The organism is Actinoplanes couchii (genome assembly GCF_016862075.1).
Taxonomy (GTDB): Bacteria; Actinomycetota; Actinomycetes; order Mycobacteriales; family Micromonosporaceae; genus Actinoplanes; species Actinoplanes couchii.
The window spans coordinates 41,441-66,140 of the sequence record NZ_BOMG01000048.1; the positions used below are offsets into that span (position 1 = coordinate 41,441).

Annotated in this window: 25 protein-coding genes and 1 tRNA gene; 6 read left to right on the forward strand and 20 right to left on the reverse strand. The window is 70.2% G+C overall.

Annotation, left to right across the window (positions count from 1 at the left end):
• Window positions 1–184: 184 nt before the first annotated feature.
• Genes Aco03nite_RS18315 through trpS form a run of 5 tightly spaced genes read right to left on the reverse strand, consistent with a single transcriptional unit; the run spans window position 185 to window position 3,346 of the window.
• Entirely contained in the window at window positions 185–427 is a 243-nt protein-coding gene (locus Aco03nite_RS18315) for an SCO4848 family membrane protein (protein ID WP_307837648.1), read from the reverse strand.
• Window positions 427–807 carry a hypothetical protein gene (locus Aco03nite_RS18320; protein ID WP_203796579.1) on the reverse strand — a complete coding sequence of 127 codons (381 nt, stop codon included), beginning with the start codon at window positions 805–807 and terminating at the stop codon, window positions 427–429. Before Aco03nite_RS18320 ends, Aco03nite_RS18315 begins: the two co-directional genes overlap by 1 nt.
• Window positions 808–814: 7 nt before the next feature.
• On the reverse strand, window positions 815–1,735 hold the full coding sequence (locus Aco03nite_RS18325) for a YihY/virulence factor BrkB family protein (protein WP_203796660.1): 921 nt from the start codon (window positions 1,733–1,735) through the stop codon (window positions 815–817).
• 49 nt (window positions 1,736–1,784) lie between these two features.
• The gene (locus tag Aco03nite_RS18330) at window positions 1,785–2,315 is read right to left on the reverse strand and encodes a 2'-5' RNA ligase family protein (RefSeq protein WP_203796580.1); all 531 of its coding nucleotides are present in this window, start codon (window positions 2,313–2,315) and stop codon (window positions 1,785–1,787) included.
• A gap of 5 nt (window positions 2,316–2,320) precedes the next feature.
• Window positions 2,321–3,346 carry a tryptophan--tRNA ligase gene (gene trpS, locus Aco03nite_RS18335; protein ID WP_203796581.1) on the reverse strand — a complete coding sequence of 342 codons (1,026 nt, stop codon included), beginning with the start codon at window positions 3,344–3,346 and terminating at the stop codon, window positions 2,321–2,323.
• 135 nt (window positions 3,347–3,481) lie between these two features.
• Here trpS and galE point away from each other — a divergent pair, with 135 nt between their 5' ends.
• The 3 genes from galE (at window position 3,482) to Aco03nite_RS18350 (ending at window position 6,578) form a co-directional block, all read left to right on the forward strand.
• Window positions 3,482–4,456, forward strand: a complete 975-nt coding sequence (gene galE / locus Aco03nite_RS18340; RefSeq protein ID WP_203796582.1) for a UDP-glucose 4-epimerase GalE — start codon at window positions 3,482–3,484, stop codon at window positions 4,454–4,456.
• Between the two features lie 55 nt (window positions 4,457–4,511).
• Window positions 4,512–5,654 carry a galactokinase gene (gene galK / locus Aco03nite_RS18345; RefSeq protein WP_203796583.1) on the forward strand — a complete coding sequence of 381 codons (1,143 nt, stop codon included), beginning with the start codon at window positions 4,512–4,514 and terminating at the stop codon, window positions 5,652–5,654.
• A gap of 129 nt (window positions 5,655–5,783) precedes the next feature.
• Window positions 5,784–6,578, forward strand: a complete 795-nt coding sequence (locus tag Aco03nite_RS18350) for an ATP-binding protein (RefSeq protein WP_203796584.1) — start codon at window positions 5,784–5,786, stop codon at window positions 6,576–6,578.
• On the opposite strand, the gene cysN is transcribed toward Aco03nite_RS18350, so the two are convergent.
• The 9 genes from cysN to Aco03nite_RS18395 all read right to left on the reverse strand — a co-directional run bounded on the left by cysN (window position 6,575) and on the right by Aco03nite_RS18395 (window position 15,864).
• On the reverse strand, window positions 6,575–7,873 hold the full coding sequence (gene cysN, locus Aco03nite_RS18355) for a sulfate adenylyltransferase subunit CysN (RefSeq protein ID WP_203796585.1): 1,299 nt from the start codon (window positions 7,871–7,873) through the stop codon (window positions 6,575–6,577). The genes Aco03nite_RS18350 and cysN overlap by 4 nt on opposite strands.
• Window positions 7,873–8,784 (reverse strand): sulfate adenylyltransferase subunit CysD, encoded by a 912-nt coding sequence (gene cysD / locus Aco03nite_RS18360; protein WP_203796586.1) that lies wholly within the window; start codon window positions 8,782–8,784, stop codon window positions 7,873–7,875. Before cysD ends, cysN begins: the two co-directional genes overlap by 1 nt.
• A 49-nt stretch (window positions 8,785–8,833) precedes the next feature.
• On the reverse strand, window positions 8,834–9,709 hold the full coding sequence (locus tag Aco03nite_RS18365) for a 3'(2'),5'-bisphosphate nucleotidase CysQ (protein ID WP_203796587.1): 876 nt from the start codon (window positions 9,707–9,709) through the stop codon (window positions 8,834–8,836).
• Window positions 9,710–9,733: 24 nt separating this feature from the next.
• On the reverse strand, window positions 9,734–11,494 hold the full coding sequence (locus tag Aco03nite_RS18370; protein ID WP_203796588.1) for a sugar transferase: 1,761 nt from the start codon (window positions 11,492–11,494) through the stop codon (window positions 9,734–9,736).
• A 92-nt stretch (window positions 11,495–11,586) separates the two neighbouring features.
• Window positions 11,587–12,174, reverse strand: coding sequence for an aminoacyl-tRNA hydrolase (gene pth, locus Aco03nite_RS18375; RefSeq protein WP_203796589.1), 588 nt, complete (start codon window positions 12,172–12,174; stop codon window positions 11,587–11,589).
• Window positions 12,175–12,255: 81 nt separating this feature from the next.
• The gene (locus Aco03nite_RS18380; protein ID WP_203796590.1) at window positions 12,256–12,861 is read right to left on the reverse strand and encodes a 50S ribosomal protein L25/general stress protein Ctc; all 606 of its coding nucleotides are present in this window, start codon (window positions 12,859–12,861) and stop codon (window positions 12,256–12,258) included.
• Window positions 12,862–13,207: 346 nt separating this feature from the next.
• Window positions 13,208–14,188: a ribose-phosphate diphosphokinase gene (locus tag Aco03nite_RS18385; RefSeq protein WP_203796591.1), complete on the reverse strand. Its 981-nt coding sequence runs from the start codon at window positions 14,186–14,188 to the stop codon at window positions 13,208–13,210.
• Between the two features lie 111 nt (window positions 14,189–14,299).
• On the reverse strand, window positions 14,300–15,742 hold the full coding sequence (gene glmU, locus Aco03nite_RS18390) for a bifunctional UDP-N-acetylglucosamine diphosphorylase/glucosamine-1-phosphate N-acetyltransferase GlmU (RefSeq protein ID WP_203796592.1): 1,443 nt from the start codon (window positions 15,740–15,742) through the stop codon (window positions 14,300–14,302).
• 50 nt (window positions 15,743–15,792) lie between these two features.
• A tRNA-Gln gene (locus tag Aco03nite_RS18395) sits at window positions 15,793–15,864 on the reverse strand.
• Window positions 15,865–16,017: 153 nt separating this feature from the next.
• Here Aco03nite_RS18395 and Aco03nite_RS18400 point away from each other — a divergent pair.
• Window positions 16,018–16,623 carry a TetR/AcrR family transcriptional regulator gene (locus tag Aco03nite_RS18400; RefSeq protein ID WP_203796661.1) on the forward strand — a complete coding sequence of 202 codons (606 nt, stop codon included), beginning with the start codon at window positions 16,018–16,020 and terminating at the stop codon, window positions 16,621–16,623.
• Between the two features lie 25 nt (window positions 16,624–16,648).
• On the opposite strand, the gene Aco03nite_RS18405 is transcribed toward Aco03nite_RS18400, so the two are convergent.
• The 4 genes from Aco03nite_RS18405 to rsmA all read right to left on the reverse strand — a co-directional run bounded on the left by Aco03nite_RS18405 (window position 16,649) and on the right by rsmA (window position 20,877).
• Window positions 16,649–17,113: a DUF4383 domain-containing protein gene (locus Aco03nite_RS18405; RefSeq protein ID WP_203796593.1), complete on the reverse strand. Its 465-nt coding sequence runs from the start codon at window positions 17,111–17,113 to the stop codon at window positions 16,649–16,651.
• Between the two features lie 78 nt (window positions 17,114–17,191).
• Complete coding sequence (locus Aco03nite_RS18410; RefSeq protein WP_203796594.1) at window positions 17,192–18,991, reverse strand: ABC-F family ATP-binding cassette domain-containing protein; 1,800 nt, start codon at window positions 18,989–18,991, stop codon at window positions 17,192–17,194.
• A 7-nt stretch (window positions 18,992–18,998) separates the two neighbouring features.
• Entirely contained in the window at window positions 18,999–19,946 is a 948-nt protein-coding gene (locus Aco03nite_RS18415) for a 4-(cytidine 5'-diphospho)-2-C-methyl-D-erythritol kinase (protein WP_203796595.1), read from the reverse strand.
• A gap of 43 nt (window positions 19,947–19,989) precedes the next feature.
• Window positions 19,990–20,877, reverse strand: coding sequence for a 16S rRNA (adenine(1518)-N(6)/adenine(1519)-N(6))-dimethyltransferase RsmA (rsmA, locus tag Aco03nite_RS18420; RefSeq protein WP_203796596.1), 888 nt, complete (start codon window positions 20,875–20,877; stop codon window positions 19,990–19,992).
• A gap of 59 nt (window positions 20,878–20,936) precedes the next feature.
• Here rsmA and Aco03nite_RS18425 point away from each other — a divergent pair, with 59 nt between their 5' ends.
• On the forward strand, window positions 20,937–21,362 hold the full coding sequence (locus Aco03nite_RS18425; protein WP_203796597.1) for a hypothetical protein: 426 nt from the start codon (window positions 20,937–20,939) through the stop codon (window positions 21,360–21,362).
• A 3-nt stretch (window positions 21,363–21,365) separates the two neighbouring features.
• On the opposite strand, the gene Aco03nite_RS18430 is transcribed toward Aco03nite_RS18425, so the two are convergent.
• Window positions 21,366–22,256, reverse strand: coding sequence for a TatD family hydrolase (locus Aco03nite_RS18430; protein WP_203796598.1), 891 nt, complete (start codon window positions 22,254–22,256; stop codon window positions 21,366–21,368).
• 85 nt (window positions 22,257–22,341) lie between these two features.
• Between Aco03nite_RS18430 and Aco03nite_RS18435 the strand changes: the two genes are divergently transcribed.
• Window positions 22,342–23,370, forward strand: coding sequence for a hypothetical protein (locus tag Aco03nite_RS18435; RefSeq protein WP_239145254.1), 1,029 nt, complete (start codon window positions 22,342–22,344; stop codon window positions 23,368–23,370).
• Window positions 23,371–23,372: 2 nt separating this feature from the next.
• Here Aco03nite_RS18435 and Aco03nite_RS18440 read toward each other — a convergent pair whose 3' ends face one another.
• Entirely contained in the window at window positions 23,373–24,557 is a 1,185-nt protein-coding gene (locus tag Aco03nite_RS18440) for a PKD domain-containing protein (RefSeq protein WP_203796600.1), read from the reverse strand.
• Window positions 24,558–24,700: the final 143 nt, after the last annotated feature.

Sequence of the window (24,700 nt, forward strand, 5' to 3'; positions counted from 1 at the left end):
TGCACACCGAGGTTCGAGTACCAGGGTGAATCTCAGGTCGGGAGCGTATCCCCGGGTCGGAGGCCCGTCAGGACATCGGTACGGACTGTTGGCGCACTGTTATACCACCGCAATCACAGGTCTGTTGGCCCGTCGCTTTCGGCTGGTTCAGGTGGCAATTGCACCCGCTCGCCGAAACAGACAGTTAATGTTCGGCCGGGGCAGTCTTCACAGAACGTCGCCAAGCTGTGATCCCGAGGACCCCGACGGTGGTGCCGATCGCCAGCGACGCACCGATCAGCAGGGCGTGGATCCACAGGAACGCGGTCGGTGATCCGGCGGCGAAGGACCGCTCGTCGTTCCAGATGGCCAGCCCGAACCGGGGCCAGATCAGCCACGTCCAGAGGCCGACCGCGATCAGGAACGCCGACCATCGTCTGTTGATCATCACATGCCCAGTATCCCAGCGGCTATCCGTCGCCAGCCGGCCCGTACCTCCGCGGGCTCCGGCGGTGGACCCGGGTGCTGCCCGGCCGGGCGCGGCGGGAAGTCCTCGCCAGCCGGGGCCCGGGCCTCCTCGATCGCGGCCCGGATCGCCGCCGGCGAGTCCAGCGGCAGCATCGGCTCGACCACGGCCATCAGGTCGTCGTCGGACACCACCGCGCGGGCCAGGGCGAGCGCGTGGTCCCGTTCGTACGGCCCGCAGACGACCGGCTCCCAGTCGTCCTCGTCGTCCGGGACGGAGCCCTGCGCGGCGATGGTGATCACCCACGGCTCGTCGGCGAGCGGCGAGTCCGGCGGCAGGTGCAACGTGACTAGTGTGCCCACCGGCTCATCATGTCGGGCGGGAGTGGCGAATCCAGGTGTTTTGCCCCACCGGGGCGGTCTTGTCATCAGCCGACAGATCGACCACCCGGCCGTGCGGGCTGGTCGCCGCCCAGGCCGCCCCGAAGAGCAGCAGCTGGTTGAAGACGTAGAGATAGACCAGCGCGCCGACGGCGGAACCGACCAGGCCGTACGCCGGATTCCGCTCGACCAGCCCGACGAACGACTTGCCCACCGTGTTGAGCAGCAGCAGTCCGGTGCCGACCTGGAGCACCGGCGGGGCCATCCGGCGGGCGGTCATCCTCAGCCGGGGCACCGCGGCCAGCAGCGCGGCCGCCAGCAGCAGGTTGACACCGAAGGTGAGCACCCAGCTGACGATCGACAGGACCACGGCGAAGCCACCACCGGCCAGCCAGTGCAGCAGCCTCTCCAGGCCGTAGACGGCGAGCTGGGTCAATGCCAGCAGGAGCAACAGACCGATCAAGACCATCAGATCGACCGCTTGGCGTACGCCGATGAAGCCGGGCTGCTCGTTCAGCCGCCAGATCAGCCGCTGTGACGAGCGGATCGCCTCCACCCAGCCGATCCCGGTGAACGTCAGGCCGGCCAGGCCCACCAGGCCGACACTCCCCTTGCTCTCCAGGATGGCCTGCACGTCCAGGAACGGCAGGTTCTGGCGCAGGAAGTCGCGGACCAGGTCGAGCAGCTCGACGTTGTTGGTCAGCAGGAAGCCGAAGACCGAGTAGCCGATCAGCAGCAGCGCGAAGACCGCGAAGAAGCCGTAGTACGCGATCGCGGCGGCCAGCCGGCCACCCTGGACACTCTCGTACCGCAGAATCGCCCGGCAGAAGTGATCGAAGTACGGCGACCGGTACCGCACGGCCATGATTCTGGCTTCGGCCGCGTCCAGCGCCCGGTCGATCGGGTTCACCACCGGCCGACCGTATCGGACACTTCAGCCCACCGGGGGACAGGACACGTCAGTCGCCCAGCGGGAAGTCCCGGCGCGGCCGCCACGGCCCCTCACCCCCGTGTGAGAACAGGGTGAAGGAGGAGACCTCGAACCGGGCGGAGAAACCGGCCAGATCGTCGAAGACCGCGTCCAGCGCGGCGGCCGGCACGTCCTGCGCGACAGTCACGTGCGGGTGGTACGGGAACCGGGTGTCCCGGTTGACGTCCTCGGACCGGGTGATCGCCTCGGCCAGCAGCTCGCACTCGCTGATCCCCTGCGCCAGGGTCACGAACACCACCTCGGTGACCGGCCGGAACGTGCCGGTCCCCCGCAGGTGGATGGTGAACGGCTCCTGGGCCGCTGCGAGCGCCTCGAGATGTTTCTCGATACCGGGCAGCGCGTCGGCCGCCACCTCGGTCGGGCCGAGCAGGGTGACGTGCGCCGGGGTGTAGGCGGCCTGCGGGTCACCCGCCTCGGCGCGCCGCCTGGTGAGCGCCGAACCCCAGGGCTCGGGGATGTCGATGGCGACGCCGATACGGGTGATACCCGGCTGGGACATGTCGCTCAGGCTCCGCGGGCGGGGCTCAGGAAACCCACGTTCTGGTACGCCCGGGCCAGGGTGGCCGCGGAGACCTCCCGGGCCTTCTCGGCGCCGATCGCGAGGATCTTGTCCAGCTGGGCCCGGTCGTCCAGGTAGAGCGTCGTCCGCTCCTGGATCGGCTTGACGAACCCGACCAGCACCTCGGCCAGATCCTTTTTCAGATCGCCGTAACCCTTGCCGTCGTACGCCTCGATCAGCTCGTCGACGGCCCGGTCGGTGAGCGCCGCGTAGATCGTCAGCAGGTTGCTGATGCCCGGCTTGTTCACCTCGTCGAAGATGATGTCGCGGCCGGTGTCGGTGACCGCCGACCGGATCTTCTTGGCCGAGCGGGCCGGGTCCTCCAGCAGCTCGATGATCCCGTTCGGCGCGGAGGCCGACTTCGACATCTTGATCGACGGGTCCTGCAGGTCGTAGATCTTCGCGGTGTCCTTCACGATGTACGGCGAGGGCATGTTGAAGGTCTTGCCGAACCGGGTGTTGAACCGCTGCGCCAGGTCGCGGGTCAGCTCCAGGTGCTGGCGCTGGTCCTCGCCGACGGGCACCTGGTCGGCCTGGTAGAGCAGGATGTCGGCGGCCTGCAGGATCGGGTAGGAGAACAACCCGACGGTGGTGCTGTCCTGCCCGGCCTTGGCCGACTTGTCCTTGAACTGGACCATCCGCCCGGCCTCGCCGAACCCGGTGATGCAGCTCAGCACCCAGCCGAGCTGGGCGTGCTCGGGCACGTGGGACTGCACGAAGAGGGTGCAGCGCTCCGGGTCGAGGCCGGCCGCCAGCAGCTGGGCGGCGGAAATCCGGCTCCGGTTGCGGAGAACTGCCGGATCATGGCCCATGGTGATCGCGTGCAGATCGACCACGCAGTAGAACGCGTCATGCGTGTCCTGCATCGACACCCAGTTGCGCACAGCGCCCAGGTAGTTGCCGAGGTGGAAGGAATCGGCGGTCGGCTGGATGCCGGAGAGCACACGCGGGCGGCGGGCAACGTCGGACATGGCCGCCATTGTGTCAGCCCCGGTCCGTGATCCGCGAATCCCCCAGGGGGGTCGCGGCAATGTTCGAACCTGTTGACCTATGAGCGTTTCTGGGGAATTCTAGGATCGTCGGAGACTTCAGAGAGGGCCTGAGCCGTGAAATTGCTCGTCACCGGCGGTGCCGGCTATGTCGGCAGCGTGACCAGCAGGCTGCTGCTGGACGCGGGCCACGAGGTGGTCGTACTGGACAATCTGCGCACCGGGTTCCGGGAGGCGATCGCCCCGGACGCCACGTTCGTGGAGGGTGACATCGCCGACGCCGCCCGGGTGCTGACGCCGGAGGCCGGGTTCGACGCCGTCCTGCACTTCGCCGGGCTGATCGCGGCCGGCGAGTCGATGGCCAAGCCGGAGCTCTACTGGCACGAGAACGTGGTGAAGTCGCTGGCCCTGCTGGACGCGATCCGTGCGGCGAAGGTGCCCCGGGTGATCTTCTCCTCCACCGCGGCGGTCTACGGCAACCCGGTCGAGCTGCCCATCACGGAAACCGCGATCAAGGCCCCGACCAGCACGTACGGGTCGACCAAGCTGACCTTCGACCTGGCTCTGACCTCCGAGGCGTTCGCCCACGGGCTGGCCGCGGTGTCGCTGCGCTACTTCAACGTGGCGGGCGCCTACATCGCCGGTGACCACGAGATCGGCGAGCGGCACGACCCGGAGACCCACCTGATCCCGATCACCCTGCAGGTGGCCGCGGGCAAGCGGGCGAAGCTCGCGCTCTTCGGCGACGACTACCCCACCGCCGACGGCACCTGCGTGCGCGACTACATCCACGTCGAGGACCTGGCCCGGGCCCACCTGCTGGCGCTGGACGCGACGGTCGCCGGCGAGCACCGCATCTACAACCTGGGCAACGGCAACGGGTTCTCCAACAAGGAGGTCGTCGAGGCGGCCCGTCAGGTCACCGGCGCGGAGATCCCGGTGGAGATCGCCGCCCGCCGCGACGGCGACCCGGCCACCCTGGTCGCCTCGTCCGACCGGGCCCGCGCCGATCTGGGGTGGGTTCCCGAGAAGAACACGCTGCAGGACATGATCGGTGACGCATGGACCTTCTATCGGAAGCACGTGGCATGAGCGACTGCACCGCAGCGAAGCAAGGGCCGGGAGCGCATGCCGAGAAAGGCACAGCATGAGCATTCCTGAGGCCGCACGGGCCGCATTCACCGAGGCGTACGGCGAGGAGGCCGCCGGGCTGTGGGCGGCGCCCGGCCGGGTCAACCTGATCGGCGAGCACACCGACTACAACGACGGTTTTGTGCTGCCCTTCGCGCTGCCGCAGCGCACCGTCGCGGCGGCCGGCCCGGCGCCGGACGGCAAGTGGTCGGTCTGCTCGACGCTGGCGCCCGACCCGGTCGTCTTCGGGGTCACCAGGCCGGGTGAGGTCACCGGCTGGGGGGCGTACGTCGCCGGAGTGGTGTGGGCCCTGACCGAGGCCGGCTTCGAGGTCCCGCCGGCCCGGATCGCGCTCGCCTCGGACGTGCCGCTCGGCTCGGGCCTGTCCTCGTCGGCGGCCCTGGAGTCGGCGGTCCTCACCGCGCTGATCGACCTCGGCGGCCTGGACGTCCCGTTGGAGCGCCGGCCGGCCATCGCCCAGCGTGCCGAGAACGACTACGTCGGGGCGCCCACCGGCATCCTCGACCAGTCCGCCTCGATCCGCTGCCAGGAGGGCCACGCGCTGTTCCTGGACTGCCGCAGCTACGCGATCGAGCAGATCCCGTTCGACCTGGCCGGTCAGGGCCTGGCCATCCTGGTGATCAACAGCAACGCGCCGCACCAGCACGTCGACGGTGAGTACGGCGCCCGCCGCAAGAGCTGTGAGGCGGCGGCGTCGGCCCTGGGTGTGCCGGCGCTGCGCGACGTCTCGGTGGCCGAGCTGGCCGGGGCGCTGGAGAAGCTGGGTGACGACGTGCTGCGCCGCCGGGCCCGGCACATCGTCACCGAGAACCAGCGGGTGCTGGACACCGTCGCGCTGCTGCACGAGGGCCGGGTCCGGGAGATCGGCCCGCTGCTGACCGCCTCGCACGACTCGATGCGCGACGACTTCGAGATCACCGTGGACCAGGTGGACACCGCCGTGCAGGCGGCGCTGACCGCCGGCGCGCACGGGGCCCGGATGACCGGCGGCGGATTCGGTGGCTGTGTGCTGGCCCTGATCGACGCGGATCGGGCCGAGTCGACCGCGGCAGCCGTTGCCGACGCGTACGCGCAAAAGGGTTTCACCGCCCCGACGAGCTGGGTGGCGACCGCCGGACCCGGAGCCGCGCGGATCTAGGTTCTGTGTGGCAGACATCGAAAGAGCGGACGGTCACCCTCAACCGGGGGTGGCCGTCCTCCTTTCACCTGATCACCCACAAGAGCGAGCGAGGCGGCTCACCGGTCGGGCGACGGTTATCGTGGCCCCATGGGGGTAAGCCCACCGTATCTTCACGATGACACCGAGCGAGGAGTCATCGTCAGCGTCGACGCCGACGACAACGCCGCGGTCTCTCTGCTCACGGTCCGCGGGCCATGGGACGAGCAGTTGCGCCTCAGTGTGGCCACCACGCTGCGCCGCTGCTTCACCGAGCATCCGGACGGCCTGATCGTGGACCTCACCGGACTGACCGATCCACGCAGCGAGAGCACACCCACCTGGTTGACCGCCCGGCAACTCGCGGCCGGGCTGGAACCACCGGTGCACCTGGCCATCTGCGTACCGCCGGATCTGCCCCTGGCCGACCGCATGCAGGGACTGTGCGCCGGGCGGCACCTGCCGGTCTACGCCAAGGTGCGGCAGGCGCGGGTGGCGCTGGCCGGGCGGATCCCCGGCGACGAACGACTGAGCGCGACCCTGCGGCCGGAGACCGAGGCCCCCTGCACGGCCCGGAACCTGGTCAGCGACGCCTGCCTGTCCTGGGGACTGGTCCATCTGCTGCACCGCAGCCGAGCCGTGGTCTCCGAGTTGGTGACCAACGCGGTCGAGCACGCCGGCACCGAGATCCGGGTGGTGGTCAGCCGGCGCGGGTCCGGCCTGCACCTGACGGTCGCCGACGGCAATCCGCGCCTGCCCCGGGTGATGCGGCCGTCCCGCCCGCGCCCGGACCTGCCGCTCGACGAGCGGGGCCGCGGGCTGCGGGCGGTTCAGGAAGCCGCCACCCTGTGGGGCGCCGTGCCCGCCGAGACGGGCAAGGTGGTCTGGGCGACGATCCGGCCCTAACGGGCCTCGATGATCATGCCGGCGCCGACGGTACGGTTGGTGCTCTCGTCGATCAGGATGAAGCCGCCGGTCGTACGGTTCCGGCGGTACTCGTCGGCCAGCAGCGGCACCGTGGTGCGCAGCTTGACCCGGCCGATCTCGTTGAGCTTCAGCTCCCCGGCGGCCTCGTCCCGGTGCAGCGTGTTCACGTCGAGCTTGTACTGCAGCCCGCGCACCACGGTCCGCGCGGTGCGGGTGGTGTGCTTGATCGTGTACTTGCCGCCGACCCGCAGCGGGGCCGTCTCGTCCATCCAGCAGATCATCGCCTCGATGTCCTGGGCGACGGCCGGAGCGTTGTTCGGCCGGCAGATCAGGTCACCGCGCGAGATGTCGATCTCGTCGTTCAGCCGGACCGTCACCGACATCGGCGGGAACGCCTCGTCGACCGGGCCGTCCGCCGTCTCGATCGACGCGATCGTGCTGGTCATGCCGGAGGGCAGGACCATGACGTCGTCGCCCGGCTTGAGGATGCCGGAGGCCACCTGACCGGCGTAACCCCGGTAGTCGGTGACCGTGGTGGACTGCGGGCGGATCACGTACTGCACCGGGAAGCGCACGTCGACCAGGTTCCGGTCGCTGGCGATGTGCACGTGCTCCAGGTGGTGCAGCAGGGACGGGCCCTCGTACCACGGGGTGTTCTCCGACCGGCTGGCGATGTTGTCGCCGTTCAGCGCCGAGATCGGGATGATCGTCAGGTCCGGGGCGTCGAGCTTGGCCGCGAACGAGGTGAACTCGTCGGCGATCCTCTCGAACACCGCCTGGTCCCAGTCCACCAGGTCCATCTTGTTCACACACAGCACCAGGTGCGGCACCCGCAGCAGGCTGGTCAGGAACGCGTGCCGCCGGGACTGCTCGACCAGGCCCTTGCGGGCGTCGACCAGGATCAGCGCCAGGTCCGCGGTGGACGCTCCGGTCACCATGTTCCGGGTGTACTGGATGTGCCCGGGGGTGTCGGCGATGATGAACTTGCGCCGCGGCGTCGCGAAGTAGCGGTAGGCCACGTCGATGGTGATGCCCTGTTCCCGCTCGGCGCGCAGGCCGTCGGTCAGCAGGGCCAGGTTGGTGTACTCGTCGCCGCGGGAGGCGCTGGCCGTCTCGACGGCCTCGAGCTGGTCCTCGAAGATCGTCTTGGTGTCGTACAGCAGCCGGCCGATGAGCGTGGACTTGCCGTCGTCGACGCTTCCGGCGGTGGCGAACCGCAGCAGGTCCATGCCGCGGGAGGCGGCGGCGTCAGGCTCGAGAACTGCCTGGCTCATCAGAAGTAACCCTCTCGCTTACGGTCTTCCATCGCGGCCTCGCTGACCCTGTCGTCACCGCGGGTGGCACCACGCTCGGTGATCCGGGTCGCGGCGACCTCGTCGATCACCTTGTCGACGGTGTCCGCCTCGGAGAGCACGGCCGCGGTCTGCGACGCGTCGCCGACCGTGCGGTACCGCACCCGGCGCACCTCGGAGGTCTCGCCGTCCCGGAGCTTGATGAACTCGTTGACCGCGTAGTACATCCCGTTGCGCTCGACGACCTCACGGTCGTGGGCGTAGTAGATGCTCGGCAGCGGGATGTTCTCCTTGGCGATGTAGTGCCAGACGTCCAGCTCGGTCCAGTTGGAGAGCGGGAACACCCGGATCGACTCGCCGGGGTGGTGCCGTCCGTTGTAGAGCGACCACAGCTCGGGACGCTGGTTCTTCGGATCCCACTGGCCGAACTCGTCGCGGAAGCTGAACATCCGCTCCTTGGCCCGGGCCTTCTCCTCGTCCCGGCGGGCGCCGCCGAAGAGCGCGTCGAAGCGGTACTTCTCCACCGCGGCGAGCAGCACCGGGGTCTGGATCCGGTTGCGGGTGCCGTCCGGCAGCTCGCGCACCGAGCCGGCGTCGATCGCCTCCTGCACGCTGGCGACCACCAGGTTCAGGCCCAGGGTCGCGACCCGGCTGTCCCGGTACTCGAGGACCTCGGCGAAGTTGTGACCGGTGTCGACGTGCATGACCGGGAACGGGATGCGCGCCGGCGCGAACGCCTTCTCGGCGAGGCGCAGCATCACGATCGAGTCTTTTCCGCCGGAGAAGAGCAGCACAGGGCGCTCGAACTCGGCCATGACCTCACGCATGACGAAGATGCTCTCCGCTTCGAGAGCATCCAGATGTGATACGCGATAGGGCTTCGTCTGGCTCATGGGTTGCGTCCCCAGACCTTTCTCCGGTGTCGGCCGGGCAGGGCAGACGTCATTGTGACGGAAGGTGCCTCTGTAGTGCAGCAAGCAACCGAGGAGCGAGATCTTTCCGACAGACCACCAGGTCCGGCAACTTCGGATCGGCCCGGTTGTACTCCAGCGGGGTGCCGTCGATCCGGCTCGCGTGCAGGCCGGTGGCCAGCGCGACCGCGACCGGGGCGGCGGAGTCCCACTCGTACTGGCCGCCGGCGTGCACGTAGGCGTCCGCCTCCCCGTTGATCACCGCGGCGATCTTGACCCCGGCCGAGCCCATCGGCACCAGCTCGGCGCCGATCTCCTCGGCGAGCGCGGTGACGAAGGCCGGCGGGCGGGTCCGGCTCGCGGCGATCCGGATCGCGCCACCGGTCGCCGACTCCAGCGGCATCGGCGGGTAGGCCGGCGCGTGGTCGGTGGCCAGCGTGCAGTGCCGGGCCGGCATGGCCACCGCGCCGGCGGTCAGCCTGGCCGGCGCCGACGAGTCGGCGGTCCAGAGCGCGACGTGCACGGCCCAGTCGTCCCGGCCCTCCTCGGAGAACTCGCGGGTGCCGTCGAGCGGGTCCACGATCCAGACCCGGTTCGCACCGAGGCGGTCCGGGTGGTTCCCCTCGGTCCAGGCGACCCGGGACTCCTCGTCCTCCTCGGAGAGCACCGCGTCGGCCGGGCGCCATCGGGCCAGCTCGGCCCGGAGCAGTTCGTGGGCGGCCTGGTCGCCGGCCGTCTTGAGGGCCTTGCCGTCGGAGTGGCCGGTCTCGGCGCGGACCTGGAGGAGAACCTCCCCGGCCCGGTCCGCCAGCCAGCGGGCGAAGGCGGAGTCGTTGACCGGCGGGGTACCGCCCTCGGATTCCCGGGGCCCCGCTATGCGTGCCGACGTCTTCGTCTGCTCGCTCATCGTCTCGCTCCTTCGCTCGGTCCTCTAGTACGCCCCCGACGACCGCACCACCGCGGTCACGGTCCTGAGCAGGATCACCAGATCCAGGCTCAGTGTCCAGTTCTCCACATAGCGCAGATCCAGCCGGACCGCCTCCTCCCAGGAGAGGTCCGACCGGCCCGACACCTGCCAGAGCCCGGTCATCCCCGGCTTGACGGCCAGCCGGCGGCGGACGTCGTCGGCGTACTCGGCCGCCTCCGTGGGTAGCGGCGGCCTGGGTCCGACCAGCGACATCCGCCCCGACAGGACGTTGAGCAGCTGCGGCAGCTCGTCCAGGGAGAACCGGCGCAACCAGCGCCCGACCGGGGTGACACGCGGGTCGTCGCGGATTTTGAAGAGCACACCGTCGTGCTCGTTGAGGTGCCTCAGCTCGGTGAGCCTCGCCTCGGCGTCGATGTACATACTGCGGAACTTGAAGATCCGGAACAAACGGCCATCGCGTCCCACCCGTACTTGGCGAAAGAGTACCGGGCCACGTGAGGTAAGTCCCACGCAGAGCGCCACGCCCAAGAGCACCGGACCGAAAAGGATCAGAAGAACCAGCGCACCGACCCGATCGACCAGTTCTTTCACCAGACGCGATCCACCGTGCAGCCGGGGATGCTCGACGTGCAGCATCGGCAGACCGTCGAACGGGCGGATCGTGGTGCGCGCCCCGGCGACGTCGACCAGCGCGCTGGCCACCACCAGGTCCACCTCGTCGCGCTCCAGCCGCCAGGCCAGCCGGCGCACCGCGGCGCCGTCCAGCTCCGGGCAGCTCAACACGACCACGGTGTCCGCCTCGGCCTGCTCGACCGCGCTCGCCACGTCGTCGAAGGTGCCGTACACCGGCAGATCGGTGACCCCGATCCCGTCGGACTGCGGCGGCAGGCAGGCGCCCACCACCTCCAGACCGTGGTAACGCTCGCGGCGCAGCTGCCGGGCCATCCCGATCACCGACAGCTCGTGACCGACGACGATCACCCGGCGCAGGCTCTGGCCGCGGGCTCGTTCCCGGTGCAGGCGCTTGCGCAACACGAACCGCAGCACCACGATCGCGGCTATCGCCAGCGGGAACGACACCAGGACGTACGACCGGGCCAGATCCAGGTTCAGGGCGTACGACACCACCGCGGCGCCGCCGACCAGGCCCGCGCCGCCCCGGATCACTCGCTGGTACTCGTCCGAGCCGACGAAGAGATAGCGGCGTTCGTACGCCCGGCAGGCCACCAGCACCAGCAGCAGCACCGCCGGCAACAGCGCCGACCAGATTAGATAGGTCCGGTTGTACGCGGTGACGGTGTCCCCGAAACGGGCGACGAAGGTGCCCGCCCCGGCCACCGTCCCGGCGGACAGATCGGCGAGGACCAGCGCCCGCACGTACCGACGCTCCCAGTCCTGCCGCCGCGACATCGCCGCGTGCCGCCCCCGGGCCCGGACGAACGGCCGGTTGGCCGGGCGGGCCGCCGACGAGCGGTTGCGCTCCGGGCCGGAGTGCCGGTCGGCGGCCTGGTTCCGGGCCGGGCCGGGCTCGCCGAACACACCCTGCGGCGGGGTGTTCTCCACACCCGCGGCCGGCACCGGGATCCGGCTGTTACGTCCGCCACGCCGCCCGGCCGCCCGTTGTGGACCCCGATTGCCGGGTGGATGGTTCGCGGCACCGTACCCGGGTGGCGGCCCGGCCGGATCCGGGTCGGCCACCGGCAGCGGCACCGTCGGGTCGTCGGTAAACGCGCCCGCACGGTCCTCGGACACGTCCTGCGACATCCTCGAACCTCCCGCACGTCAGCCGTCGCACCGAATTCGTGCGTCCGTGTGACCAACGGACGGACGGCGGAGGCGTCACGCCGAGGACCGGATCAGACCCCGTGGTAGCGGTTCTGTGCCCACTCGACGCCGTGCTGGACGATCGCCTCGGTCACGTCGGCCGCCCGGTCGATCAGGAAGTCCAGCTCCTTGCGCTCCGCCGCGGCGAAGTCCGAGAGCACGTAGTCGGCCGGCTCCTGCCGCCCCGGCGGCCGGCCGATCCCGAACCGCACCCGGGCGTACTCCTTGCTCGCCAGCGACTTCGACATCGAGCGGAGGCCGTTGTGCCCGCCCTCACCACCGCCCCGTTTGGCACGGACCTCACCGAACGGCACATCAAGCTCATCATGCACCGCGATCACCTGCGTCACCGGGACTTTGAAGAACTGTGCCAGCGCCACCACCGGGGCACCGGACAGGTTCATGTAGGTCAGCGGCTTCAACAGGATCAGCTTCGGGCCACCGAACCCCAGACGGCCCTCGGCCACCTCGGTCGCCGCCCGCTTGGCCCGGCCGAACTTGCCGCCGGTCCGGGAGGCCAGCAGGTCGGCCACCATGAAGCCCACGTTGTGCCGGTTACCGGCGTACTCCTTGCCCGGGTTGCCCAGGCCGACGACCAGCCACGGCGCCTCGTCGCTCACCTTTTCGCCTCCACATGCACATCAGGGAAAGTGCCGGACGGCACTTTCCCTGATATCTGGCTTACCGCTGCTGCGAACTGCTTACTCCGCGGCGACGCCCTCAGCCGCGGCCTCGTCCTCGGACGGAGCCTCTTCGTTCGACTGGGCGGCGTTGATGACCGCGAGCACCGTGTCGGCGTCGACAGCCAGCTCGACACCCTTGGGGAGCTTGACGTCGCCGGCGGTGACGTGCGAGCCGGCCTCCAGGCCCTCGATCGAGGCCTCCAGCTCGGACGGCAGGTGCAGCGCCTCGGCGACCACGGAGACCGTGTTCGACTCGTGCACGATCAGGGTGTTCTTGGCGGCCTCACCGGTCAGGGTGACCTGGATGTCGACCTGGATCTTCTCGCCACGCTTCACGATCAGCAGGTCCACGTGCTCGAACGTGTCCTTGATCGGGTCACGCTGGATCGCCTTCGGCAGCGCCAGGGTGGCGGCGTCGTTGCCGGCGATGTCGATCGTGAAGATCTGGTTGATGCCGCCCTTGCGGATGGCGGCGGCGAACTCACGGGCCGGGAGGGCGACGTGCTGCGGCTTCTCGCCGTGGCCGTACAGCACGGCAGGCACGAGGCCGGCCCGGCGCGTGCGGCGAGCACCACCCTTGCCGAACTCGGTGCGGGGCTCGGCGCTGATCTTTACCTCGGACACGGGGAAACTCCTGAAACTCTTCGATGCGGGCTGCGGCGTAAGTCTGCGGCTGCGGTATCCGGCAGTGCTGCGGTGGTGACCCTCGACGGCGGCGGCCTTCGACGGCGGCGGTGTTTCTGTGCGCTGCCGGGCAAGGGGGCGCGCTGGGCACAGGCCCGGAGCACCGCGTCGATGACGGCGCCTCGAGCGGACTGCGAACCTCAACAGCCCACGAAGCACCCTCGCCGTGGCAACCGTACTAGCTTACCTGCCACGATCGTGCATCGGTCAGCGGGTCCGCCCCGGTGGCGACGCCTGCGAAAAAACGACCCCACTGGTGCAAGTTGCACCAGTGGGGTCGGAGAGATCAGCTCAGGCCACCGAAGAGGGTGGTCACCGAGCCGTCGTCGAACACCTCACGGATCGCCCGCGCCAGCAGCGGGGCGATGGAGAGCACAGTGATCTTGTCGAGCTGCTTCTCCGGGGCGAGCGGCAACGTGTTGGTCACCACCAGCTCGCTGATCCGGCTGTTCTTCAGGCGCTCGGTCGCCGGGTCGGACAGCAGCGCGTGGGTGGACGCCACGATCACGTCCGCCGCGCCCTCCTGGAACAGGATGTCCGCGGCCTTGGCGATGGTGCCGCCGGTGTCGATCATGTCGTCGACGATCAGGCAGACCCGGCCCTCGACCTCACCGACCACCCGGTTCGCCACCACCTGGTTCGGCTTCAGCGGGTCACGGGTCTTGTGGATGAAGGCCAGCGGGCAGCCGCCCAGCCGGTCGGTCCAGCGCTCGGCCACCCGGACCCGGCCGGAGTCCGGCGCGACCACGGTCATCGGCCGGCCCGCGTACTTCTTCTGCACGTAGTCGGCGAGGATGTCCATCGCGAACAGGTGGTCCACCGGGCCGTCGAAGAAGCCCTGGATCTGCGCGGTGTGCAGGTCGACCGTGAGGATGCGGTTGGCGCCGGCCGTCTTCAGCAGGTCGGCGACCAGGCGGGCGGAGATCGGCTCCCGGCCGCGGTGCTTCTTGTCCTGCCGCGAGTACGGATAGAACGGCAGCACCACGGTGATCCGCTTGGCCGACCCCCGCTTCAGCGCGTCGATCATGATCAGGGTCTCCATGACCCACCGGTTCACCCCCTCGGTGATGGACTGGACGACAAACGCGTCCGAGCCCCGCACCGAGTCCTTGAACCGGACGAAAATCTCCCCGTTGGCGAACTCGTAGGAATCCGACGGCGTCGGCGCCACGCCGAGCACCTGGCCGATCTCCTCCGCCAGCTCGGGAAAGCCCCGGCCGGAGAAAAGCATCAGACTCTTACGGTTCTCCGCGACGATGCTGCCCATCGGCTCGCTGCTCCCGTTGATCAGAGGGTGGGTTCGCAGTGAAGTATCCCTTGCGGGAACGTAACCGCCACGTTTCCGGGCCCCCGGGTGGCATGCCTCACCCCGGCTGGATCAGTCCTGCTCAGGGGTGGTATCCGTGGCTTTCGCGGCGGCTTCCGCGGAGGCCGTGCCGGGACGCTTGCGCGCGACCCAGCCCTCGATGTTGCGCTGCTGCGCCCGCGACACTCCGAGCTCACCAGCACCGACGCTCTTCTGGACCGCACTGCCGGCCGCGACGTAGGCGCCCGGGCCGATCTCGACCGGCGCGATCAGCACCGAGTCGGACCCGACGAACGCCGCCTCGCCCACCGTCGTGTGGTACTTCTTCACCCCGTCGTAGTTCGCGAAGATCGTGCCGGCGCCGATGTTGGCCTTCGCCCCGATCGTGGCGTCACCCGCATAGGTCAGGTGCGGGACCTTGGCGCCGTCACCCAGTTCAGCGTTCTTCGTCTCGACAAAACCGCCGACCTTCGACTTCCGGCCCATCTTCGTGCCGGGACGGAGGTACGAGTACGGCCCGACTGTCGCCTCCGGCCCGACCAGCGCACCGATCGAGTGGGTCCGCAGGAGTGTCGCGCCCGCCCCGACCGTGGTGTCGATCAGCGTGGTGTCCGGCCCGATGACCGCGCCGGTGGCCACCGTGGTGGTGCCGAGGATCTGCGAATTCTGGTCGACGACGGCATCCGGCTCCAGCGTGGCGGTGACGTCGATCCAGGTGGTCGCCGGGTCGAGCAGCAGCACACCGGACCGCATCCAGGCCTCGTTCACCCGGTCGCGCATCAGCACCCGGAGCTTGGCCAGCTCGGCCCGGTCGTTGCAGCCCAGCGTCTCGTAGGCGAACTCGGCCACCTCGATCGCCACCGGGTGCCCCTGGCCGGCCAGGATCCCGAAGACGTCGGTCAGGTACTCCTCGCCCTGCGCGTTGTCGGTGGAGAGCTTGCCCAGCGCCTCCCGCAGCAGGACCGCGTCGAACGCGTAGATCCCCGAGTTGATCTCCTGGATCCGGCGCTGCTCGTCGGTGGCGTCCTTGGCCTCGACGATCCGCTCCAGGTTGCCGTCGACGCCCCGGACGATCCGGCCCAGCCCGCCCGGCACCTCGACCTCGGCGCTCAGCACGGTCGCCGCGGCGCCCGCCTTCTCGTGGGTGACCAGGAGCGCCTCCACCGTCTCCGGGCGCAGCAGCGGCACGTCACCGCTGAGCACCACCACGGTGCCGGTCAGGTCGGGGGTGGCGTCCAGCGCGATGCGCACCGCGTGGCCGGTCCCGTTCTGTTCCGCCTGGAGCACCGGCACCGCATCCGGCGCGACCTCGCCGACGAACGCGGTGATCTGCTCGGCCTTGTGACCGACGACGACCACGGTGCGGTCGGTGTGGATCTCCGACGCGACGTGTAGCACGTGCCCGAGCAGGGTGCGGCCCAGCAGCGGCTGGAGCACCTTGGGAGTGGCGGACTTCATCCGCTTGCCCTCACCGGCGGCGAGAACGACGACGGTACGGCTGGCAGCCTGGCTCAAAGTGGTTCTCCATCGATTCGCAGTGGCATCGGGGCTCACCACAAGAATTGCTCGGCCGCCAGGACTCGAACCCGGAATATCTGGACCAAAACCAGAGGTGTTGCCAATTACACCACGGCCGATTGCTGCTGGAGACAGAGTAGCGTCTCGCCTCCCGATCGCGATAAGCGGTTATGTCGGTCGGACTACGACACCCCCGATGGCAGGATGACCGGGTGACGGAGCGGGGCGAGAACAGCGACAGACAGCGGCGGACGGCCGCGCCGCGGGTCCGGATGCCGGCCGCCCAGCGCCGCGAGCAACTGATCACGGTCGGCCGTCAGCTGTTCGCCGAGCGGGGTTACGACGCCACCAGCGTCGAGGAGGTCGCGGCCCGGGCGAAAGTGTCCAAGCCGGTGGTCTACGAGCACTTCGGCGGCAAGGAGGGCCTCTACGCGGTGGTCGTCGACCGTGAGGTGCGGGCGCTGCTGGACCGGCTGACGACCGCGCTGACCGGGGGCCACCCGCGGGAGATGCTGGAGCAGGCGACGCTGGCGCTGCTGGATTACATCGACGAGGAACCGCACGGTTTCCAGGTGCTGACCCGCAACTCGCCGCTGCTGTCCGCGTCGGGCAGTTTCTCCAGCGTGATGACCGATGTGGCACACCAGGCGGAGCACATCCTCGGCGCCGAGTTCAAGAACCGGGGGCTCGACTCGAAATTCGCCGAGCTCTACTCACAGGCTCTGGTCGGGATGGTGGCGCTGGTCGGCCAGTGGTGGCGGGAGACCCGCAAACCGCCGAAGAAGGAGATCGTCGCCGCCCAGCTGGTCAACCTGGCCTGGAACGGGCTGTCCCACCTGGAACCGAAGCCGGGACTGCGGACCCGCCGGGTCCGTTGACCGGACCCGGCGGAACGAGCCGGACTCAGGCGGTGACGCGGCCCTCGCGGACCTGGCGCGGCGCACCGGCCTTGGACTGCGGCGCCGACTTGCTGTAGAGGCTGACCGTGATCAGCAGCAGGCCGGCCAGGTAGGTGGCGATCACCGTGGACATGGTGAAACCGAAGAAGTTCACCTCGTCGGTGCGCAGCACGGCCAGCGAGTAGCTGCCCAGGACCAGCAGGCCCCAGCCCAGGTACTGATCGATGAGGACGTCGATGTTCTTGCCGACCGCGGTGCCGAGCAGCACCAGCGCGCCGACCGCCAGCACGACGATCGACCACAGCAGGTTGCTGCCCTGGCCGAGCGCCCGGGCGCCGGGGCCGGTGAACGCCTCACCGGACGTCGAGATGAACCCGATGATCCCGAACGCCACCAGGTAGGCGCCGGTGACGAAGCCGACGATCCGGTAGATCGGCCGAAGCGGGTGATTGACCGGGGTGTGCGCCATGGTTCCGTCTCCAAGGTCAGGTGTCTTCGTGCAGATTCTCGCGTATCCCCGACAAGCGGCGCAGGCACACCCCCCGGATCAGCTTTCGGACACCTGTTCCGCGAGAAGCAGCCACGCCTCTTCGGTATCGGATATCTCCTGCTGAACCGCCTTGAGCTGAGCCTCCAGCTCGACCAGTTTGCCGTAGTCGCTGCCGTGCACCGCCAGGCTTTCATTGATCTTGGCTTGCTTCTCGGTCAGCTTGCTCATCTGCCGTTCCAGCTTCGCCAGATCCTTCTTCGCCTGGCGCAGCTCACCGGAGGACAGACCGCTCGCGGCCGGCGCCGCTGACGACAGACCCTTCGCCGGTACGGCCGGGGAGCCGGGCGTGGCCACCCGATCGAGGTACTCGTCGATGCCTCCGGGCAGGTGCACCATCCGGCTGTCGCCGAACATGCCGAAGACCTTGTCGGTGACCCGCTCCACCAGGTAACGGTCGTGGCTCGCCACCACCATCGTGCCCGGCCACGAGTCCAGCAGGTCCTCCAGCGAGGCCAGGGTGTCGGTGTCCAGGTCGTTGGTGGGCTCGTCGAGCAGCAGCACGTTGGGCTCGGTGGCGAGCAGGCGCAGCATCTGCAGCCGCCGGCGCTCACCACCGGACAGGTCGCTGACCGGGGTCCAGATCCGCTTGTCGGTGAAGCCGAACACCTCGGCGAGCTGACCGGCGGAGAGCTCCCGGTCGCCGAGCTTGACCCGCTTGGCGACCTCCTCCACCGCCTCCAGCAGGCGCAGGTGCCCGGGCAGCTCCTTGAGCTCCTGGGACAGGAACGCAGGCCGCACCGTGGAACCGGTGACCAGACGGCCGCCGTCCGGTTTTGTCACCCCGGCGAGCAGTCGCAGCAGCGTGGTCTTGCCGGCTCCGTTGGCGCCCAGGATCGCGATCCGGTCGCCCGGGCCGACCTGCCAGGTCAGATCTTGGAAGATCGTCTTCGGGCCGGCTTTCAGCTCCACCTGCTCCAGGTCGTAGACCTGCTTGCCGAGCCGGGTGGTGGCCAGCCGCTGCAGGCTGACCTGGTCGCGCACCGGCGGGACGTCGGCGATCAGCTCGTTGGCCGCGTCGATCCGGAACTTCGGCTTCGACGTGCGGGCCGGCGGGCCCCGGCGCAGCCAGGCGATCTCCTTGCGGAGCAGGTTCTGCCGGCGGGCCTCGATCGAGGCGGCGACCCGCTGACGCTCGGCGCGGGCCAGGATCCAGGCGGCGTAACCACCCTCGTAGCTGTGCACCTGCTCGTCCACGACCTCCCAGGTCGCGGTGCAGACCGCATCCAGGAACCAGCGGTCGTGGGTGACCACGAGCAGCGCGCCACGGCGGGTCAGCAGGTGCTTGGCGAGCCAGTCGACACCGGCCACGTCCAGATGGTTGGTGGGCTCGTCGAGGATGAGCAGGTCGCTCTCCCGGACCAGCAGCGCGGCCAGCGCGACCCGGCGGCGCTCGCCACCGGACATCGGGCCGACCGGCGTGTCCAGGCCGAGGTGGCCCATGCCGAGACCGTCGAGGATGGTGCGCACCCCGGCGTCACCGGCCCACTCGTGCTCGGCGCCCATGCCGACCGGCAGCCAGGCGGTGCCGAGCACCACGTCGCGCACGGTCGCCTCACCCGCCAGGTTCAGCGTCTGGGGCAGCGAGGCGACCCGCAGGTCGCGCCGGTGGGTGACCCGGCCGGAGTCCGGCTCCTCGGTCTTGGCGAGCATGCGGAGAAGGGTCGATTTGCCTGCGCCGTTGAGACCCACGATGCCGATGCGGGCGTCGTCGTCCAGCCCGAGAGACACGTCGGTGAGCAGCTGACCGGCAGCTCCGTAACCCTTGCTGACCCGGTCCAGGTTGATGATGTTTGCCACGATGCCCCTAGATTACCCGCGCGCCCGGCTGCGGTCCCCGGGCGGTGACCGCGGCCCGGCACACCTTGGCCGCGGTCAGGGCGGCCGCTACCTCCTGCGCGTGCGCCGCGTCGGCGGCCAGGAAGACACAGGTCGGCCCGGAACCGGAGACCAGACCGGTGATCGCGCCCGCCTCGTGGCCCGCTTTCAGCACCTCGGCCAGCTGCGGGCGGAGCGAGAGCGCGGCCGGCTGCAGGTCGTTGCCGAGCGCGGCGCCGAGCACCTCCGGGTCACGCTGGCGCAGCGCGGTCATCAGCCTGTCCGGCCCGCCCAGCGGAGCGGGCGGCCAGGAGTCGTCGCGCAGCCGGTCCAGCTCGCGGTATACCGCCGGGGTGGACAGGCCGCCGTCGGCGATCGCCACCACCCAGTGCCAGGTGGTCGGGCGGGCCAGGATCGGGCTGACCGCCTCGCCGTGCCCGGTGCCCAGGGCGGTGCCGCCGTGCAGCAGGAACGGGATGTCCGAACCCAGCTCGGCGCCCACCTCGGCCAGGTCGTCCCGGGACATGCCGAGACCCCACAGCATGTCGCAGGCGATCAGGGTGGCCGCCGCGTCGGCGCTGCCCCCGGCCAGGCCGCCGGCCAGCGGGATGCTCTTGCGCAGGTGCAGGCGGGCGTAGGCGGGCACCCGGCCGCGGGCGGCCAGCGCCCGGGCGGCCCGGATGATCAGGTTCGACTCGTCCAGCTCCAGCTCGCCGGTGCCCTCACCCTCCATGGTCAGCGTGAGGGTGTCCCCGCGGCGGGCGGTCAGCTCGTCGAAGAGACTGATCGCGTGGTAGACGGTGTTCAGCTCGTGAAAACCGTCCGGCCGCAGCGGACCCACCCCGAGGTGCAGGTTTATCTTCGCCGGGACGCGCACCTTGACCGGGCCACGGTGCGGACGGGGCTCGTCGTCGCCCGGTCCCCAAGCCTCCGTCACGGAGTGATCTCCCGGATCGGCAGCTCGATCTCGAACGGCGCGGTCATGAGTTCATCTCCTCGGGCTGCACGTCGGACGGGGTGAGCTTACCGCCGGGACCGGACTGCTTCGCCGCTGCCGCGATCGCGACGAACTCGCCGACGGTGAGCGCCTCGCCCCTCGCCTGCGGGCTCACCCCGGCCGCGCGCAGCACCGACTCCGCCCGGTCCGGGCCACCGGCCCAGCCGGCCAGCGCGGCCCGCAGGGTCTTGCGCCGCTGGGCGAACGCCGCGTCCACCACCGCGAACACGTCCGCCCGGCTCGCTCCGGCCGGGGTCTCCCGCCTGGTGAACGCGACCAGACCGGAGTCCACGTTGGGCACCGGCCAGAACACCGCGGGCGGCACCTTGCCGGCCGGTTTTGCCTCCGCGTACCAGGCCAGCTTGACCGAGGGCACGCCGTACACCTTGGAACCGGGCCCGGCGACGAGCCGGTCGGCGACCTCCTTCTGCACCATCACCAGGCCACCGCGCAGGGCGGGCAGCTCGGCCAGCAGGTGCAGGACCACCGGGACGGCGACGTTGTACGGCAGGTTCGCCACCAGCATCGTCGGCGCCGGGTCGAACCGGTCGCCGGTCACCCGCATCGCGTCGGCCAGGTGCACGGTCAGGTGCGGCGCGGTCACCGTCTCCGGCAGCGCCTTGGCCAGGTTGGGGTCGATCTCCACGGCGTGCACGTGCCGCACCGCCCCGGCCAGGCCCAGCGTCAGCGAACCGAGCCCGGGACCGACCTCCAGGGCCACGTCGTCCGGTCGCAGCCCGGCCGCTCCGACGATGCGCCGGATGGTGTTCGGGTCGTGCAGGAAGTTCTGGCCGAGCTTCTTGGTCGGCGCGACGCCGAGGCGCGCGGCCAGTTCCCGGATCTCCGCCGGGCCGAGAAGTCTTTCCGCCATGACCGAAGCCTACGGTGGCCCGTTGAGGCCGCTGGACACCGCCGGGTAGGAAGGACGTCATGAAGGAGTTGCTCGAGCTGCGCGGGGTGGTGGAGGCGACCCCGGAGGCGGTCGCCGCGATCCTGTTGGACGTGCGCCCGGGCGGCCGGTCCCCTCTGCTGGTGCACGGCGAGGTCGAGGCCCCCGGCGACGGCGACGAGTTCACCGTGGTCCTGGAGGGCAGCCGGATCAGCGTGACCGTCGATCGCGCCGCCCGTTCGGTGATCCAGCAGGGTGAGTGGTGGTACCGCGGGGTGACCACGGTGGAGCCCGATCCGCGCGGCTCCCACGTGATCCACCGCGTCTACAACGTCGCCCCCGGTCACGGCTGGGCGGTCCGGATGGTCTCCCGCGGCCCGCTGCTGTCCGCCCCGACCGGCTTCGCCACCCAGTTGGAGCAGCTCAGCCGGCTCCTCGGCGTCGCCGCCTGGGTCGAGACGGACTAGGTCTTAACGCCAGCCGCCGAAGACCTCGTCGCCGGTGGCCGAGACGGTGGCGCAGAGGGTGTCCAGATCGGCGCCGGAGGCGGCGGCCAGCGTCCGCACGGTCAGCGGCACCAGATAGGACGCGTTGGGGCGCCCCCGGTACGGCGTGGGGGTCAGGTAGGGCGCGTCGGTCTCCACCATCATCTGCCCGGGCGGGGTGATCGCCGCCGCCTCGCGCAGGTTGACCGCGCTGGCGAAGGTGACCGTGCCGGCGAAGCTCAGGTAGTAGCCCCGGCGCACACACTCGGCGGCAAACTCGGCGTCCCCGGAGAAGCAGTGCAGCACCACCCGGTCCGGCGCGCCCTCCTCGTCGAGCACCCGCAGCACGTCGGCGTGGGCCTCCCGGTCGTGGATGATCAGCGCCTTGGCGTACCGCTTGGCGATCGCGATGTGGGCCCGGAAGCTCTCCTCCTGCGCGGCCCGGCCCTCCTCGCCGGTACGGAAGGTGTCCAGCCCGGTCTCCCCGATGCCCCGCACCCGCGGTCTCGCCGCCTGCGCCTCGATCGCGCGCAGGGCCTCGTCCAGGTCGGCGAGCCGGGGCGCCTCGTTGGGGTGCAGGGCCACCGCGGCCAGCACCGAGCCGTGCCGTTCGGCCAGGTCGGCGCCCCAGACCGAGGAGGCGACGTCCACTCCGACCTGGACCAACCGGTCGACTCCGCTCTTGGCCGCGGCGGTGATCAGCGCCTCGACCGGGTCGGCGCCGTCGTCGCCGGGCACCGCACCGGCCTCCTGGATCGTCAGGTCGAGGTGGGTGTGGCTGTCGAAGACCGGGACCGCTAACGGCTCGGGCGCCGGCGGGAACTCCCCGGACCGACGGGCGTCCTTCTTGCGGCGCGAAGCCGATGGGGTAGACATGTGAGACATTGTGCACCGCGTATTTTTGTGTAACCGGGCGTTCACCTTGAGTCCACCAGGGTCGCTTAGGTTGCGCCGCGTGACCATGACGGGCGAGGACAGTGAGATAGGTACCGACCCGCTGGAACCACCGCTGATGGCACCGCTGCGCCGGGATCTGAACTGGCAGCAGGTGCAATCGATGAGTCAGTCGGCGGGGTACCGGGACGATCCGGTGCTGCGCTCGATCCGGGCCACCGCGGCGATCCGCCGGGGCACACGGATGACGAAGGTCCTCTCACCGGCCCAGGTCGCCGGCCATCTCGGCGGCTGGCTGCCGTACGGCTTCTGCTACCGCGCCTGCGACATCGCCCACCTGCGTGAGCCCCAGGATCTGGCCCTGTTGCGCACCGACGGCGCCAGCGACGGACAGGTGACGTTCGCGCTGCGCTGGCGGGCCGTCGATCCGCTGGACTACGAGATCCCGGCGGCTCCGTCCCATCCGGGGCTGGCCGCACTGCCGGGGCACTCCCGGGTCGGCGCGATGGTGCTGGGCACCGGTTTCACCCCGAGCGCCGACGATCTGATCCCGGAGTACGTGACCGCCGGTTTCGCGGATCTGCCGCTGACCGCGAACGCACAGATCCTGGCCTCGGTGCCGGGCGGCGACGAGGTGATCCTCTACACGTACCAGCCGGAGCAGCACGGCTGGCTGCGGCTGGCCGGCCCGCGCTGGCGCAGTCTGCTCGGCGAGATCCCCGGCGGCAGCCCGGACCGCGAGTACGTCCCGTGCACCGCGTCCGGTTCGGCCCGGCTGGTCGGCCGGATAGACGACAACGAGTACGAGGCGGTCGCCGACCCGCCCGGCGAGTTCCGGGTGCGGGCGCTGACCCGGGCCGCCCGGTACCCGGTACAGACCCTGAGCCGGCGCGCCGAACAGGCACGCTGGCGCGGCGCCGCGTGCTGGGTGCTGCAGCGGGACGAGACGTGGGCCCGGCTGCGGCTGCTCCGCCCGGACGCCGACACGATCAGCGCGACCGGCGCCCGGTGTTACGAGCGGGGCATCTACGAGTCGTGGGCGGCGGTCGACGAACTGTCCGATCACCACATCGCCGACATCGGCTACCAGATCTGACGCTACTTCCGGGTCAGCGTGACCTGGCGGGACTTCTGGGTCAGGTTGTCGGAGCGGTCCCAGGCCCAGGCGTACACCAGGAACTGGCCCTTGGTGGTGCCGGCCGGGACCTTCAGTGACCATCTGCCCTGGCTCGCGGTGACCCGGACGCCCTTCTCCGCGCAGTAGCTCCAGAACTGGGCGTCGTTGGCGAACCGCTTCCACTTGCGCGCCGGGGTCAGGCAGTAGAGCTTGCCCGCGCTGGTGGACCGGGCGACGGTCAGCCGGACGTACGGCGCGCCGGAGCCCTTGTCGGTGACGGTTCCGCGGACCGTCCGCCAGGACGCGATCCGGGTCGGTGACGACGGCTTGGTGATGGTCAGTGTCGGTTTGGTCCGGTCGGCGAGGACGGTGATCCGCCCGGCGGTCTGGTAGGTGCTGAACCCGTTGGCGTTGCCGAACGAGATCCGCAGCGTCTGGACGCCGCTGATCCGGGTGTCCGTGCCCGGCCTGTAGAGGATGTCGCCGGTGAACGCGCCCTTGCGCGCGGCGTACTGGACGACCTTGCCGTTGCTCCAGTCGATCAGGATCCGGGTGGTTCCGGACGGCATCGACGACACGTTCACCGCGAACGGCACACCCTGATAGACCTTGGTACGGCTGAGCGCCCACTTCCCGGCCGGGGTGCTCACCCGCACCGTCTTCGCGGCGATCGTCGACCGGTTCCCGGCGCGATCGGTCAGGACCACGGTGACCGGAAACGATCCGGTCCGGCCGTACTGCCTGGTGACCGTGGCGGTCCCGGCGGAGAGCGCGGTGGTGGTGCCGTCACCCCAGTGGATCACCCGGGTGGCGGTGTCCGGGCTGACATCCGCGGCACGCTGGTCGAAGCGGACCGTCTGGCCCAGCCAGAGGGCGGTGGCGCTGAGCCGGAAGGTGCCGGTCGGCGGCGTGACGTCACCGGGAACCGACGGGGCCGGCGACACGCTGGACGGCTCGGGCTCCGGCTCCGGGGCGCTGCTGGACGGGGTGCCGATGTCCGACGGGGCCACGCTGTCCGAGGGCTCCGGGGAGGGTTCGCCCGACTCGTCGGCCAGGACGTTCGCCCGCACCGGGACCGCCGAGGCCGGAGTGGTCCGGACGACGCCGGTGGCCACCAGCACGCCGCTCAGGGCAGCGGCCGTCAGGGCGGCGAGGCGTGGTTTCAACGGGGCTCCTTCGCAGGTGGCTCACACGACGAAACGCCCACGTCTCCCCGCGGTTTCGGCGAAGGTACCCGAGGTCAACGGCATGATCAATCGTGAAGACGGCGATGCCCGCCGAGCCATCGGGCTCGGCGGGCATCGAACGA